Source organism: Mesorhizobium sp. USDA 3734, from assembly GCF_056279665.1.
Genome location: NZ_JBWCCW010000001.1, coordinates 3,097,947 through 3,113,485 on the forward strand (window position 1 = coordinate 3,097,947; position 15,539 = coordinate 3,113,485).

Genomic DNA, 15,539 nt, shown 5'->3' on the forward strand with positions numbered 1-15,539 from the left:
TTCTCCTTTTCGGGGTCCTCGAAAACCCCTTACATCTAGCGCGGGCCAAACGCCCGCCGTCTTGTGTCGGCCACCGGCCGAAGAATTCGTAGGCGCGCCGCGACTTTGCGCGGCGCGCCGTTGCCTTACTCGGCCGCGTCGGGCAGCCGGATCGGGTTGTCGTCGAGCTTGGTGTTCTCCAGCTCGACATTGAGGCCGAGAGACCGCATTTCCTTGACGAGAACGTTGAAGCTCTCGGGAATGCCGGCCTCGAAGGTGTCGTCGCCGCGGACGATCGCCTCGTAGACCTTGGTGCGGCCGGCGACGTCGTCCGACTTCACCGTCAGCATTTCCTGCAGCGTGTAGGCGGCGCCATATGCTTCGAGCGCCCAGACCTCCATCTCGCCGAAGCGCTGGCCACCGAACTGCGCCTTGCCGCCCAGCGGCTGCTGGGTGACGAGCGAGTACGGACCGATCGAACGCGCGTGGATCTTGTCGTCCACGAGATGGTGAAGCTTGAGCATATAAATATAGCCCATCGTCACCTTGCGATCGAACGGCTCGCCCGTGCGTCCGTCATAGAGCTGCGACTGACCGCTGGTGTGCAGGCCCGCCTGCTCCAGCATGATGTTGATGTCAGCCTCATGCGCGCCGTCGAACACCGGGGTCGCGATCGAGACGCCGCGGCGCATCTGCTCGCTGAGGCGAACAATGCTCTCGTCGTCATACTCGCGAACCGGCTCGTTGCGGTCGTTGGCCGGGATGAAGCTTTCGAGCGTCTTGCGCAGCGGTTTGATGTCGCCCGCCACTTTGTACGCGTCGATCAGCTCGCCGATCTTCTTGCCCATGCCCGCGCATGCCCAGCCCAGATGCGTTTCCAGGATCTGGCCGACATTCATGCGGCTCGGCACACCCAGCGGGTTGAGCACGATATCGGCATGCGTGCCGTCCTCGAGGAAAGGCATGTCCTCGACCGGAACGATCCGCGACACGACACCCTTGTTGCCGTGACGGCCGGCCATCTTGTCGCCGGGCTGCATCTTGCGCTTCACGGCCACGAAGACCTTGACCATCTTCATGACGCCCGGAGGCATTTCGTCGCCGCGCTGGACCTTCTCGACCTTGTCCATGAAACGCTGTTCGAGCGCCTTCTTGGAGTCGTCGTACTGGCCACGCAGGGCTTCCAGTTCACTCTGGAGCTTTTCGTTCTCCACGGCAAACTGCCACCACTGCGAACGCGGATACTCGTCGAGCGTATCCTTGGACAGTGTCGAGCCCTTCTTGAAGCCCTTCGGTCCAGCGATCGCTTCCTTGCCGACGAGCACGTCAGAAAGACGCGCGTAGACGTTACGGTCCAGAATGGCCTGCTCGTCGTCACGGTCCTTGGCGAGGCGTTCGATCTCCTCGCGCTCGATCGCCATGGCGCGCTCGTCCTTCTCCACACCGTGGCGATTGAAGACGCGCACCTCGACGACGGTGCCGAAAGTGCCCGGAGGCATGCGCATCGAGGTGTCACGCACATCGGATGCCTTTTCGCCGAAGATGGCGCGCAGAAGCTTCTCTTCCGGCGTCATCGGGCTTTCGCCCTTCGGCGTGATCTTGCCGACCAGGATGTCACCCGGCTGAACCTCCGCACCGATATAGACGATGCCGGCTTCGTCGAGGTTCTTCAGCGCTTCTTCCGAGACGTTCGGGATATCGCGCGTGATTTCCTCCGGGCCGAGCTTGGTATCGCGCGCCATGACCTCGAACTCCTCGATGTGGATCGAGGTGAAGACGTCGTCGGCGACGATGCGTTCGGACAGGAGGATCGAGTCCTCGTAGTTGTAGCCGTTCCACGGCATGAACGCGACCAGCACGTTGCGGCCGAGCGCCAGATCACCGAGCTCGGTCGACGGACCGTCGGCGATGATGTCGCCCTTGTTGACCCGGTCGCCCATGCGAACCAGCGGACGCTGGTTGATGCAGGTGTTCTGGTTCGAACGCTGGAACTTCATCAACCGGTAGATATCGACGCCGGACTTGCCCGGATCGAGATCTTCGGTAGCGCGGATAACGATACGCGTCGCGTCCACCTGGTCGACGATGCCGCCGCGGCGGGCGCCGATGGCGGCGCCCGAGTCACGAGCGACGATCGGCTCCATGCCGGTGCCGACGAACGGCGCCTCGGCGCGCACCAGCGGCACGGCCTGACGCTGCATGTTCGAGCCCATCAGAGCGCGGTTGGCGTCGTCGTTTTCCAGGAACGGGATCAGGGCCGCGGCCACCGACACCATCTGCTTGGGCGAAACGTCCATCAGATCGACGTTTTCGCGCGGCGCCATCATCACTTCGCCGGCGCTGCGGCAAATGACGAATTCGTCGACGAAACCACCGTTCTTGTCGAGCTCGGCATTGGCCTGCGCGACGTGGTGCTTGGCCTCTTCCATCGCCGAGAGATAGACGACGTCATTGGTCAGCTTGCCGTCGACGATCTTGCGGTACGGGCTCTCGATGAAGCCGTACTTGTTGACGCGCGCAAAAGTGGCCAGCGAGTTGATCAGACCGATATTCGGGCCTTCAGGCGTCTCGATCGGGCAGATACGGCCGTAATGCGTCGGGTGCACGTCGCGCACCTCGAAGCCGGCGCGCTCGCGGGTCAGACCGCCCGGTCCAAGCGCCGAGAGACGACGCTTGTGGGTGATCTCCGACAGCGGGTTGGTCTGGTCCATGAACTGCGAGAGCTGCGAGGAACCAAAGAACTCGCGCACGGCGGCAGCCGCCGGCTTGGCGTTGATCAGGTCCTGCGGCATGACCGTGTCGATCTCGATCGAGGACATACGCTCCTTGATCGCGCGCTCCATGCGCAGCAGGCCGACGCGGTACTGGTTTTCCATCAGCTCGCCGACCGAACGCACGCGGCGGTTGCCGAGATTGTCGATGTCGTCGATTTCGCCCTTGCCGTCACGCAGTTCGACCAGCGTCCTGACCACGGCCAGGATGTCGTCCTTGCGCAGCACGCGCACGGTGTCCTCGGCCTTGAGCTCGAGACGCATGTTCATCTTGACGCGGCCAACGGCCGACAGATCGTAGCGCTCACTGTCGAAGAACAGCGAGTTGAACATGGCTTCGGCGGTTTCGAGCGTCGGCGGCTCGCCGGGGCGCATGACACGATAGATGTCGAACAGCGCGTCCTGGCGGCTCTCGTTCTTGTCGACGTTGAGCGTGTTGCGGATATAGGCGCCGACATTGACGTGGTCGATGTCGAGAACCTTGATCTCGTCTTCGCCGGTGCCGAGCAGAACCTTCAGCGTCTTCTCGTCGATCTCGTCGCCGGCCTCGAGGAAGATCTCGCCGGTGCCGTAGTTGACGATGTCCTCGGCGAGATAGTTGCCGAGCAGATCCTCGTCGGTCGCCTTGATCGCCTTCAGACCCTTTTCGCCAAGCGCCCTTGCCTGGCGTGCGGTGATCTTCTTGCCGGCTTCGACAACGACTTCACCGGTATCGGCATCGACCAGGTCGCCGACAGCCTTGAGGCCGCGGAAACGCTCGACGTTGAACGGAATGCGCCAATGGTCGCCAGCGCGCTTGTAGGTGATCTTGTTGTAGAAGGTCGACAGGATCTCTTCGCCGTCCATGCCGAGCGCCATCAGCAGCGACGTCACTGGAATCTTGCGGCGACGATCGATGCGGGCGTGCACGACGTCCTTGGAATCGAACTCGATGTCGAGCCACGAACCGCGATAGGGAATGACGCGCGCGGCAAACAGAAGCTTGCCCGACGAGTGCGACTTGCCCTTGTCATGGTCGAAGAAGACGCCCGGGGAACGGTGCATCTGCGAAACGATGACGCGCTCGGTGCCGTTGACGATGAAGGTGCCGTTCAAGGTCATGAGCGGCATGTCGCCCATGTAGACGTCCTGCTCCTTGATGTCCTTGATGGACTTGGCGCCGGTATCCTCGTCGATATCGAACACGATGAGGCGCAGCGTCACCTTGAGTGGCGCGGCATAGGTCAGGTCGCGCTGACGGCATTCGTCAACGTCGAATTTCGGTCCTTCGAACTCGTACTTCACGAACTCCAACATCGAGGAGCCGGAAAAATCGGAGATCGGGAAGACCGACTTGAAAACGGCCTGCAGTCCCTCGTCCGGACGCCCACCCTTGGGCTCCGCCACCATCAGGAACTGGTCATAGGATGCCTTCTGAACCTCGATCAGGTTCGGCATCTCCGCAACTTCCGGGATCTTTCCGAAGAACTTGCGTACGCGTCTGCGGCCATTGAAAGTCTGGGTCTGGGCCATCGTCGCTCCTTAGCTCTAAACTCGGGACGAGCCTCGCCGCGGCTCGCCTTGCATTCTGGGCCACCTTGGCGGCAACCCTCTGTCTGTTTTCCCGGCGCCTGTCGGCGGCCGGCTAGAACGGGAGAAAACCCGTTTCCTGAAGGCCGGTTTGCGGCCCTCAGGAAAGAGGTTCTCGTACGTCTCGCGCTACGCGTGCTCCCTCCAGGCGAAGGGAGTGGCGGACGGCGCGAGGCCGCCCGCCGCTTTTACGCTTACTTCAGTTCGACCTTGGCGCCGGCTGCTTCCAGCTGGGCCTTGAACTTGTCAGCGTCGGCCTTGGAAACGGCTTCCTTGACCGGCTTCGGAGCCGCTTCGACCAGATCCTTGGCTTCCTTGAGGCCAAGACCGGTGATGGCGCGGACTTCCTTGATGACGTTGATCTTCTGAGCGCCTGCCTCGGTGAGGACGACGTCGAATTCCGTCTTTTCCTCGGCCGGAGCAGCAGCGGCCGCAGCGCCGCCAGCAGCGGCAACCGCAACCGGAGCAGCAGCGGAAACGCCCCACTTTTCTTCCAGAAGCTTCGACAGCTCGGCCGCCTCGAGGACGGTCAGCTTCGAAAGGTCGTCTACGATCTTTGCGAGATCAGCCATTGTTGTATTCCTTCATAAGGTTCGAACGTGTGTTTGTGATAGCGAGGAACGGCCTCATGCCGCCTCGTCCTTCCGGGCGTAAGCGCCGATGACGCGCGCGACCGAGGCCGCTGGCGCATTGACGATCTGGGCGATCCGGGTTGCCGGCGTGGCGATCATGCCAACCAGCCTGGCGCGCAGCTCATCGAGCGACGGAAGTGTGGCGAGTGCCTTCACACCGTCGGCGTTGAGCGAGGTGGTGCCCATTGCGCCACCGAGAATGACGAGCTTGTCATTTCCCTTGGCGAAATCGGACGCGACCTTCGGCGCCGCAATCGGATCCTCCGAATAAGCAATCAGCGTCTGTCCCTTGAACAGCTCGATGATCGATGCGGAGTCCGTGCCCTGAAGAGCGATTTTGGCGAGACGGTTCTTCGCGACTTTGACGGTGCCACCGGCGGCGCGCATTTTCGACCGAAGGTCGTTCATTTGCGCGACGGTGATACCGGCGTAGTGGGCCACGACCACTGAACCTGCGTTCGAGAACGCACCGTTCAGGCCCGTGACGAGTTCGCGTTTTTCCGCTCTGTCCACTGCCTATCTCCAGTTGACCCCTGCCCCATTAACGGGGACAGGCGTCGGGTTGCCTTTGTCGGCCGGGCCATCCAGTAACGGATCTCCCGAACGACGCTCGAGGATCCTGCCCCCTTTCGCCACATCGACAGTCAAGCCGGCGATGCGCAGACAAAAGGCAAACACGGTTCGAACCTTTCATTGGAGCAATCGCTCCGTTGTCCGGTCTTCACCCGTCTCATGCAGGCCCAAATCGAATTAAGGCTTCTGGGCCGCCTGCAATCTCGGACAGGATGTCCGGAAACCTCTCGGCTTCCGGTACCGGGCCGCCGACAAGTCGGAGGCCCGGAATTCACTTGCGGATCAGCCCTTTAGCGGCCGATCCAAATGTTCGTATCAGGACGCTGTGAGCGTCGCGACGTCGAGCTTGAGGCCCGGACCCATCGTCGAGGTGACCGACACCTTCTTGACGTAGTTGCCCTTGGCGCCAGCCGGCTTTGCCTTGGTCACGGCATCGGTGAAGGCGCGGATGTTCTCTTCCAGAGCCTTGACCTCGAACGAGACCTTGCCGACGCCGGCATGAACGATGCCGGCCTTCTCGACGCGGAACTCGACGGCGCCGCCCTTCGATGCCTTGACGGCGGCGGCAACGTCGGTGGTGACGGTGCCGACCTTCGGGTTCGGCATCATGCCGCGCGGGCCGAGCACCTTGCCGAGACGGCCGACCAGCGGCATCATGTCCGGCGTGGCGATGCAGCGATCGAAATCGATCGTGCCCTTCTGGACGATGTCGACCAGATCCTCGGCACCAACGATGTCGGCGCCGGCGGCGCGCGCTTCGTCAGCCTTGTCGCCGCGTGCGAACACGGCGACACGCACCGAGCGGCCGGTGCCGTTCGGCAGGTTGACCACGCCGCGGACCATCTGGTCGGCATGGCGCGGGTCGACGCCGAGGTTCATGGCGACTTCGATGGTCTCGTCGAACTTGACCGAGGAACGGTCCTTGAGCAGCTTCAGCGCATCACCCAGGGCATAAGCCTTGTTGGGATCGATGCCTTCGCGGGTCTTCGATACACGCTTTGCAATCTTTGCCATGATCTTAGCCCACCACTTCCAGACCCATCGAGCGGGCGGAGCCCTCGACCATGCGCATGGCCGCTTCGACGTCGTTTGCGTTCAGATCCTTCATCTTCGCGGTGGCGATCTCGCGGACCTTTTCACGCGAAACCGTACCGGCCTTGACCTTGCCCGGCTCCTTGGAACCAGACGTCAGGTTCGCCGCCTTCTTCAGGAAGTAGCTCACCGGCGCCGTCTTCATGACGAAGGTGAAGGACTTGTCCTGATAGTAGGTGATGACGACCGGAACCGGCGATCCCTTTTCCATTTCCTGGGTCTGCGCGTTGAACGCCTTGCAGAATTCCATGATGTTGATGCCACGCTGACCAAGCGCCGGGCCGATCGGGGGAGACGGCGTGGCCGATCCCGCTTTCACCTGGAGCTTGAGCTGGCCTGCAATTTTCTTAGCCATCTCTTTTCCTGCCTTTGTCTATGCCAGCCCCCACTGTCTGGGAAACCCCGGCGGTTGCAGTCTGGTGGTGCGATCCATGCGGCCGGCTAAAGCCGCATTCGTCTCCCACCGTTCTCAAGAGCCGCGCGATCTCCGCGCCGCTCTTCCCCTGCCGCGCTTGGCGACAGGGATTTCGGATCAGCCCTTTTCGACCTGTCCGAATTCCAGATCGACAGGCACGGCGCGCCCGAAGATCGAAACTTCCACCTTGAGCCGTGCCCGCTCCTCGTCCACTTCCTGGACGAAACCGTTGAACGACGCGAAGGGACCATCCGAAACGCGGATCGCTTCGCCGATCTCGAACGTGACCGAGGGCTTGGGCCGCTCGACGCCTTCCTGAACCTGGTTCAGGATGCGCTGGGCTTCCGCCTCGGTGATCGGCACCGGCTTGGAGTCGCCCAGGAAGCCGGTGACCTTCGGCGTGTTCTTGACCAGCGAGAACACAGCGTCGGTCAGGTTGGCCTTCAGGAGCACATAGCCCGGGAAGAACTTGCGCTCGGCATCGACCTTGCGGCCGCGACGAACTTCGACGACCTTCTCGGTCGGAACCACGATCTGATGGATATCGGCGGACAGGCCCTTCTGCTTGGCCTTGTTCTCGATATCCTCGGCGACCTTCTTTTCAAAGTTCGAATAGGCGTGGACGATGTACCAGCGCGCGGTCATTTCAAGACTTCTCCGTAATCGCCGGACTTAGCGTCCGATGCCCAGAATCTGTTCGACCGCAAGGCCCATGAGCTGATCAGCGGTGAAGAAAAAGATCATCGCGATCACTGCGAAGGCCAGAACCATCACCGTCGAGATCATCGTTTCGCGCCGCGACGGCCAAGTCACCTTGGCGGTCTCCGCGCGGACCTGCTGGAGAAAGACGAAAGGATTTGTGGTTTTCGAAGCCATATGCCGCTCTGTCTTCAAGACCCGTTGGCCGGGTCTCCTGGATGATCCCGCTGGCCGGGACGTGCCGCCTGAGCCCAACCTCGCGCCGAATCAGCGCAATCATTTCGCCCATGCAAATCAGACGCGTAAAGCCGGCTTCCCAGCTCCACGCGTCGCGTGTCTGTTTCGTCTACATAAAACCGATTCTTGATCCACGCAAGTGGCAAGTGTCCGCTTTATGACCAAACGCCGCCTCGGAACCATCCAGTCGTTCCGTCCCGGCTATGGCGCTCTTATGCCCCAAGAGCGTCAATATGGCAAGCGGGTCGCCGATTTTCAAAGGGCAGGCCGTAGAAATATCGTTTTGAAACGCCATTTCGAGAAATGGTGAAATATCGCGTCGAGCGCCATTTCAAGAAATGGCACGGGCAGCAGGGCTCGAACCTACGACCTGCGGTTTTGGAGACCGCCGCTCTACCAACTGAGCTATGCCCGTATCGTGCGCATGTCGGCGCAGCAGGCGCTTCCTAAAAGCTTCCGCACGCTCTGTAAAGAGTGGTTTGCAAGCAAACGCGCCTTAACCCCTGCGCCGGAAATCAGGATGGCTGACAACCAGCCATCGGGATGGCTGACAACCAGCCCGTTACGGTCGATCGCATGTTCCCGCCTGAAACCGCTGACGCGCGATTCAGAGATATCGCCTGCCCTCTTCGCGCACCTCCCGATGGGACGGCCGGAGCTATTTGGCATCCGGCACTCGATAGGGGCCGCCCAGCACGCCCCAGCCCCATGCCGGCATCGGTTCCGTCTCGGGATCGCAGGTCTCGCCGAGATTGGAATTCATCTTGGCCAGCCGCGATCCCCATTCGACATAGCCCATGAAGGCCGAACGGAATTCCGGATCGTCGGGCAGGCCGACCGCGTCGGCGGCATCGGCCAGGAGGTTGATCCAGCGGCGGCGCTGCTCCTCGCTCAGATGCTTGCCCAGATGGTGCATGACCATCTCGCGGTGGCCGCCAAATTGCTCGCTGTAGGTTTTCGGTCCACCGAAAACCTCGCCGATAAAGGCCGCGACATGGGCGGGGTGATCCGGCGACATGGTCTTGAACACCGGCCCGACAATCGGGTCCTGCGCCACCTTGTCGTAGAAAGTCTGGGTCAGCCGGTTCAAGGCCTCGCTGCCGCCGGCCCATTCGTAGAGTGTCGGGATATCCTGGCTCATTCTCGATCCTCCGCCAGCCCCGGCGCCGCCGGCAGCGACGATAGCGGAAAAATCGAGAGTGTCTCAACCTGCCACGATGGCCAGTTTTCCAAGGTCGCCACGCTCTACAATTTGGCGGGCGCGTCAGCCTCGGCATTGGTAGAAGGCCGGATCCGGCAATTCTCAGGTTTCGGGAGAGCCTCGCAGATGGTGGCGCCGGTCAGCGTGTCGACCGATTGCAGGCTCGTCGTCAGCCCGACCTTCAGCATCATCTCGGGTTCAAGCTGGCGCTCGACCGAGCGCTGCTCGATCGCTGTGAACAGGGCGGGATCGATCGCTGTGAACAGGGCGGGATCGATCGCCATCTCCTCTAGATAGGCCTTGACCATCTGCTTTTGCCCCATCGGGTACAGGCTAAGCTGCGCGCGGGGACCGACAAGCCGCCTGACGCCACCGGCAAGCATGAGCGCGCAGGCCGAATCGCACTCCACGCCCGCATCGGTGCTCAGCCCGGCATAGGCGCCCTCCTTGGCCAGGCAACTCCACTCTGCCGGATCACAGCCGACGAAATCGGTGCGGCCAACGGCGACGTCGAGCTTCTTTTCATGGATAAGCCGTCCCGCCGCCAGGGCGCTGAACAGGTCGCCGCCCGTCGAACTGATCACCACCGGCAGTCGCCGGTTGCCGAGCGTGGCGAGCATCTGGCGCAGCTTCTGCGGGGTCTGAGGTGTGATCGCGCCTTGCGCCGAAATCCATTCCGGGCAGTCGGGATTGCAGAGCGGGTTGCTGCCGCGAACCACGACAAAGCGCATGTCTTCATCGCGCTGCACGCCCTCGGGCTCCACTGGCAGCGGGGTGGGCTTGGCTGCGGCCGTCAGGCCATCGGCTGGCTTGTCCCCCGGTATTTCGAGGCAATTCGAGGCCAAGCGGCCCGGCTCGCACAGGCTTGCGGCGGTCAACAGGTCTACAGCGTCCGCACTGGTGACCAACTTCATCGCCAGCATGTCGTCGAGGGCGATCTGGTGGATATCGCTGGCCGGGGTGCCCTTCATCGTCTCGAGCACGCTTCGTTCGATGCCCATCTGGTTGAGATAGGCCGCCAGCTTTTTCTCCACCGACTTGCTCATCTCGAAGGTCTTGTAGCTGCCGGCGTTCTTGCGGCTGACGATCTTTGTGTTGAGGACCTTCTTCTTGCCTCCCACGATGCGGTAGGTGGTCCGGTACTGCAATTTCGTGCGGATGTAGGTCGTGGTGATCTGATGGACGCCGAGATAGGCCCATTCGCCTGCTACACGCCTGATACCGCCGGCAAACATCAACGGACAGGCGGAATTGCACATGGCGCCATAGTCAATGACATCGCCGAAGTAGCGGGCGCCATTCTTGTCACGGCCCTGGCAACCCTTCGCGTCGGGCTGGCAACCGGAGAACACCGTCTTGCCAATGGCGATATCGAGCTTGTTCTTGCGGATCAGCCGGCCAAGCGCCAGAGCCGCCTCGACATTGCCGCCGGGAGAATTGACGACGATCGGCAGCTTTCGCCCGCCAACCGTCTTCAGCATGCGTTTGAGCAGAGCCGGCGTTCCAGCTTCTATCGAGCCTTCTGCCGAGATCCACTCCGGGCAGATCGGCTCGCACCCCGGTGCATTGCTGCGGACAATGCCAAACTGCATCGTCGGACCGAGATCCGGGGCCGTATCCGTCGCAAAGGCACGTCCCGTGACAAGCAACGCCAGCAGACAGATCAGCCGTAGCGACCACAATGCCTGACGATGGAAAAGGTGCCCTGGAACCATTTGGAAAAAGCCCCTTGATGCAACCTATACTAGACGAGGTCCAAAGGCTTGCAACAGGGTCTGGGCGACATCGCGGGGCACCGACCTCTTGGGCAAAAGAAAAGGGCGGCCTCAAGGACCGCCCTTTCCGTTTCGAACCTGACCGGCCCAGGCCGGCGTCGGTTATTCCTTGATGGTGACGACGATGCCGGCACCGACGGTGCGGCCGCCTTCACGGATGGCGAAGCGCAGCTTCTCTTCCATGGCGATCGGCACGATCAGTTCGACATCGACCGTGATGTTGTCGCCCGGCATCACCATCTCGGTGCCTTCCGGCAGCGACACGATGCCGGTCACGTCGGTCGTGCGGAAGTAGAACTGCGGACGGTAGTTGGTGAAGAACGGCGTGTGACGGCCACCTTCGTCCTTGGTCAGGATGTAGGCTTCAGCCACGAACTTCTTGTGCGGCTTCACCGTGCCGGGCTTGGCCAGAACCTGGCCGCGCTCGACACCTTCACGATCAACGCCGCGCAGCAGCGCGCCGATGTTGTCGCCAGCCTGGCCCTGATCGAGCAGCTTGCGGAACATCTCGACGCCCGTGCAGGTCGTCTTGGTCGTCGGACGGATGCCGATGATCTCCAGCTCCTCGCCGACCTTGACCACGCCGCGCTCGACGCGACCCGTGACGACCGTGCCGCGGCCCGAGATCGAGAACACGTCTTCGATCGGCATCAGGAACGGCTTGTCGAGCGGACGAACCGGCGTCGGGATGTAGGCATCGACCGCAGCCATCAGCTCGCGGATCGCGTCTTCACCGATCTTCTTGTCCGAGTCTTCGAGAGCAGCCAGAGCCGAACCCTTGACGATCGGAATGTCGTCGCCGGGGAACTCGTTCTTGGTCAGAAGCTCGCGAACCTCAAGCTCGACCAGTTCGAGCAGCTCGGCGTCGTCGACCTGGTCGACCTTGTTCAAAAACACCACGATCGACGGCACGCCGACCTGACGGGCAAGCAGGATGTGCTCGCGGGTCTGCGGCATCGGGCCGTCGGCAGCCGACACGACCAGGATCGCGCCGTCCATCTGCGCGGCACCGGTGATCATGTTCTTAACATAGTCGGCGTGGCCGGGGCAGTCGACGTGAGCATAGTGGCGGTTGGCCGTCTCGTATTCGACATGCGCCGTCGAGATCGTGATGCCGCGCGCCTTTTCCTCAGGGGCAGCGTCGATCTGGTCGTAGCGCTTGTATTCGCCAAAATACTTGGTGATCGCCGCCGTCAGCGACGTCTTGCCATGGTCGACGTGGCCAATCGTGCCAATGTTAACGTGAGGCTTGTTACGCTCGAATTTACCTTTTGCCATAGTCTCTTTCCTTGGACGGCCTGGACCTTCAGTTCAGTCGAATGCGGGGCGATTAGCGACAAAGGCCAAAAAACACAAGCGTCTTTTGGCTGGGTGCCGTCTCACTCAGTCCGAACCATCGATCCGATTGCGGGATGTGACGCTGATATAGGAAGGCCGGAGACGAAATGAAATGGGTGAAAGCTCACTTCGCCAACGGCCCCGCGGGGGTTGGCCCGCCTTCCACGCCGCTATTCAGATGTCACACTCCACCCGATCAGTCGAAGGGGCCATTGTCCGTTTCCAGGATGATTGTGGCGATGAGTTCGGCCAGTTGCTCGATCTCTCCGGTCGATCCCGGCAGCAGTCCTGTATTGACGGCTATGTGGGGAGCCTCCCGGCCGATAAAAAAGCGACTGCCTTGTCCAACAAGGACGCTCTTCTCCGCAAGCGCGGTGGCAACCCGCGTTTCGTTGTCCACGGGCAGCCAAAGCAGCAATCCTTCGCCACCGTCAGGGACATTCAAACCCCTGCGGTTCAGCCCGACCGTCAACAGAGATCGCCTGTGGGCATATTCTTTCCGCGCCTTGACCAAGCACTCGTTCGAAACGGGATCCACAAGCAGATGATTCAGCGCGCCCTGCAGAATGCGGCTGATCATGCCCACCCCGTGCGACCGCTGCTGGCGAATGGCTGCCACGTGTTTCGCATTCCCACCGATGATGCTCGATCGCAAGTCGAGGCCGAAGGCCTTGCAGAAAGACCTGACCAGCACTGTTTGACCGGGCAGCCATCGTCCAATGCTTGCAGCCGGCGTGCTGCAGAGCGGTCCCAGTGGATCATCCTCGATGATACTGACTTCGGGATGGTGCCGTAGGGCTTCGGCCAGGTCATGGCAGCGATCCCATGTCAGGGCGATCCCGAGCGGCAAATGTGCCCGCGGCTGGTAAATGAAGGCTGCGGGATTCCGCTTGAGTGCGTCCCTCAAGGAAACAACGATGGGACCGCTGGCATCCCAGTCCACCCCGATGGCTTCGATGCCGAGAAGAGCGAGAATCCGTAGCAAACGCGGCGTCGTCGGCTGTTCGACGGCGACCACGCTGCCCGGCTCCGCCGCCGCGGCCACGGCAAGCAGCATGCTTTCCGAACTGGCACCGGCGACCATCCACTGCTCGGCCTCGAATGGCCACTCCTTCATGGCCGTCTGCTTCAGAGGCTCTATTATGTATTCCAGGTCAGGTCCGTGCAGCTTCGGCACACGAAGTCCTGCCAAGAGGGCGGATTCCAGTTCGGGTTGAAGAATGGGGTCGGCCGATGCCTGCGAAAGATCGAGCAGACCCGGCGCCACCCACGGTAAGGGCGGCTCCGCCAGTTTTTCCGTCACATAAGTTCCGCCGCGCCGCCGCGTCTCCACGAATCCATCGCTGCGAAGCCTCGACCAGACAGCCGCGACGGTGCTCGGACTTACATCGAGCCTAGCAGCCATCGCCCGGACAGTGGGCAGTCGGATACCTGGAGGCAACTCGCGAAGTTCGATCTTTCTAACGATTTCGGCGGCAATTCCGTTCGGCTCACGGGCCAAACAGGCGGTAGCCAGCCAATCGGCGTCGACAGACGCTGCCTCACTCTCCGAACTCGTATTCTTCAACACGCCACGTCTCCAATAAGGCCACCAACGCTCGAAACTCTTGTAGGGCCGATACGGCCGGCAAGAAATGGTCGACCAATTTCAAGGCATCATGAATATGATTTTTCCGCGATGATCACAATAATAAACATAAAAAAATGTTCAAACATAAACTCGCAATGCCTACCATTTGTTTCGAGGTCAGGCGTCACCACCTGCCTACGAATGTCTTCCCAAGGAGCTAAATGATGGGCCGTGTGATTGCGCAGGTTAACTACAGCAGTGATTTCAAACCGGAAGTGTCGCGCGAGGAAAAGCGTCGGACCGCCGAGAGCCGCAAGACCATCCCGGGCTTCATCTGGAAGGTCTGGCTGCGCAATGAAGCGACAGGGCGCGGCGGCGGTCTGTTCCTGTTCGAAGATCGTCCTTCGGCGGAGGCTTGGCTCGCGGCGCGCGCAAATCGCAAATTCTCGCCTTCCACAAGCAATATCACGGTCGAACTCTTCGACGTCGACGAAGAGCTGAGCCGCATTTCCCAGGCCCCGATCGATCTCATTGCCGAGGAAGCGCAATGACGGGGATCGAGATATTCGGCCATCTGACCCACCGCGACGAATCCGAGGTCCACCTGTCACGCGGTGCCAGCCTTGATCGTGACTACATCACGCGGCAGGCACGGGAGCATGAATATGCCGGTTTCGACGGTGTTCTGGTCGGAGGTGGCGGTGACGGCCCAGACAGCCTGCAAATTGCCGCCCATGCCATCGCACACACGCAAAGGCTCAATTATCTGATCGCCTACCGGCCGGGACTGATCTCGCCGACCCTGGCGGCCCGCGCCTATGCGACGCTTGATCACATCAGCGAAGGGCGCGTCCGCCTGCACGCCATTACCGGCCGCGACAGCGATGGGCAGAAGAAATATGGCGACCCGCTGGAAAAGAAGAATCGCTACGAAAGAACCCGGGAATTCATCCAGGTACTGAAAAAATCCTGGACCGAGCCGGACGGGTTCGATTTTCCAGGCCAGCACTATGCGATCGAAGGCTTTGCCGCGAGCATATTTCCCCACCAGACGCCACGGATACCGATCTATTTCGCCGGAAATTCCGAAGAGGCGTTTGCCGTTGGGGCAGCCGAGGCGGATGGCTATGCGCTCTACGCACAGCCGCTGGATCTGCTCAAGAGCGACATCGCTCGTATCCATTCGGAAGCGAGAGCGGCAGGGCGCAAGGATCTGCCGCGCATCATCGTGCTCGTGCGGTTGATCATCGGGGCAACCGATGAACTCGCGTGGAAACGGGCCGAGGAGTTGCGGGCAGCCGCGATCGAGCAGACGAAGAACGTCGCGCCCAAGCTGACGCGCTGGGTTCCCGCCAAGGATGGTCGTGAGGCGAGCGCCGGCGACCGCAAGCAGGTCGAGGTGAACCGCCGCGGCGAGCGGCACGATAGCGCCCTGTGGACCGGCCTTTCCGGCATCACCCAGCGCGGCAAGTCGACGGCGCTTGTGGGTTCGCCGGACACCATCGTCTCCGCCTTGCTTGAGTATGTCGATGCCGGCGTTTCGACTTTCATCCTGGATGGGTTCAACCGGCTTCGCGATGTTCCCGAAATTGGAAGCTACATCCTGCCGGATTTGCGTCGACGCTTCGCTGAACATCGATCCCCATCATCATCCATCTCGGCGGTCGCCTGACACAGTATCTTAGGGG

At 61.4% G+C, this 15,539-nt stretch carries 13 protein-coding genes and 1 tRNA gene; 2 read left to right on the forward strand and 12 right to left on the reverse strand.

Going from position 1 to position 15,539, the window contains the following annotated elements:
* Window positions 1–125: 125 nt before the first annotated feature.
* The 12 genes from rpoB to ACZ89F_RS14975 form a co-directional block, all read right to left on the reverse strand.
* Window positions 126–4,262, reverse strand: a complete 4,137-nt coding sequence (gene rpoB / locus ACZ89F_RS14920) for a DNA-directed RNA polymerase subunit beta (protein ID WP_056590924.1) — start codon at window positions 4,260–4,262, stop codon at window positions 126–128.
* 251 nt (window positions 4,263–4,513) lie between these two features.
* On the reverse strand, window positions 4,514–4,891 hold the full coding sequence (gene rplL, locus ACZ89F_RS14925; protein WP_126069215.1) for a 50S ribosomal protein L7/L12: 378 nt from the start codon (window positions 4,889–4,891) through the stop codon (window positions 4,514–4,516).
* A gap of 54 nt (window positions 4,892–4,945) precedes the next feature.
* Complete coding sequence (gene rplJ / locus ACZ89F_RS14930) at window positions 4,946–5,464, reverse strand: 50S ribosomal protein L10 (RefSeq protein WP_013531412.1); 519 nt, start codon at window positions 5,462–5,464, stop codon at window positions 4,946–4,948.
* Between the two features lie 375 nt (window positions 5,465–5,839).
* Window positions 5,840–6,538 (reverse strand): 50S ribosomal protein L1, encoded by a 699-nt coding sequence (gene rplA, locus ACZ89F_RS14935; protein WP_476092631.1) that lies wholly within the window; start codon window positions 6,536–6,538, stop codon window positions 5,840–5,842.
* Window positions 6,539–6,542: 4 nt separating this feature from the next.
* The gene (gene rplK, locus ACZ89F_RS14940) at window positions 6,543–6,971 is read right to left on the reverse strand and encodes a 50S ribosomal protein L11 (protein ID WP_056590915.1); all 429 of its coding nucleotides are present in this window, start codon (window positions 6,969–6,971) and stop codon (window positions 6,543–6,545) included.
* Between the two features lie 177 nt (window positions 6,972–7,148).
* Complete coding sequence (nusG, locus tag ACZ89F_RS14945) at window positions 7,149–7,676, reverse strand: transcription termination/antitermination protein NusG (RefSeq protein ID WP_013531409.1); 528 nt, start codon at window positions 7,674–7,676, stop codon at window positions 7,149–7,151.
* 27 nt (window positions 7,677–7,703) lie between these two features.
* On the reverse strand, window positions 7,704–7,907 hold the full coding sequence (gene secE, locus ACZ89F_RS14950; protein WP_013531408.1) for a preprotein translocase subunit SecE: 204 nt from the start codon (window positions 7,905–7,907) through the stop codon (window positions 7,704–7,706).
* A gap of 399 nt (window positions 7,908–8,306) precedes the next feature.
* Window positions 8,307–8,382 (reverse strand) — tRNA-Trp (locus tag ACZ89F_RS14955).
* A gap of 243 nt (window positions 8,383–8,625) precedes the next feature.
* Complete coding sequence (locus ACZ89F_RS14960) at window positions 8,626–9,108, reverse strand: group II truncated hemoglobin (protein WP_476092633.1); 483 nt, start codon at window positions 9,106–9,108, stop codon at window positions 8,626–8,628.
* Window positions 9,109–9,212: 104 nt separating this feature from the next.
* Window positions 9,213–10,883: a COG3904 family protein gene (locus ACZ89F_RS14965; RefSeq protein WP_476092634.1), complete on the reverse strand. Its 1,671-nt coding sequence runs from the start codon at window positions 10,881–10,883 to the stop codon at window positions 9,213–9,215.
* A gap of 162 nt (window positions 10,884–11,045) precedes the next feature.
* Window positions 11,046–12,221: an elongation factor Tu gene (gene tuf, locus ACZ89F_RS14970; RefSeq protein ID WP_013531404.1), complete on the reverse strand. Its 1,176-nt coding sequence runs from the start codon at window positions 12,219–12,221 to the stop codon at window positions 11,046–11,048.
* A gap of 256 nt (window positions 12,222–12,477) precedes the next feature.
* Window positions 12,478–13,851, reverse strand: coding sequence for an aminotransferase-like domain-containing protein (locus ACZ89F_RS14975; protein ID WP_476092635.1), 1,374 nt, complete (start codon window positions 13,849–13,851; stop codon window positions 12,478–12,480).
* Window positions 13,852–14,075: 224 nt separating this feature from the next.
* Between ACZ89F_RS14975 and ACZ89F_RS14980 the strand changes: the two genes are divergently transcribed.
* Together ACZ89F_RS14980 and ACZ89F_RS14985 are read left to right on the forward strand one after the other, a co-directional pair.
* On the forward strand, window positions 14,076–14,402 hold the full coding sequence (locus ACZ89F_RS14980; RefSeq protein ID WP_476092636.1) for a YdhR family protein: 327 nt from the start codon (window positions 14,076–14,078) through the stop codon (window positions 14,400–14,402).
* Window positions 14,399–15,523, forward strand: a complete 1,125-nt coding sequence (locus tag ACZ89F_RS14985; RefSeq protein ID WP_476092638.1) for an LLM class flavin-dependent oxidoreductase — start codon at window positions 14,399–14,401, stop codon at window positions 15,521–15,523. The genes ACZ89F_RS14980 and ACZ89F_RS14985 overlap by 4 nt, the downstream gene beginning before the upstream one ends.
* Window positions 15,524–15,539 lie beyond the last annotated feature (16 nt).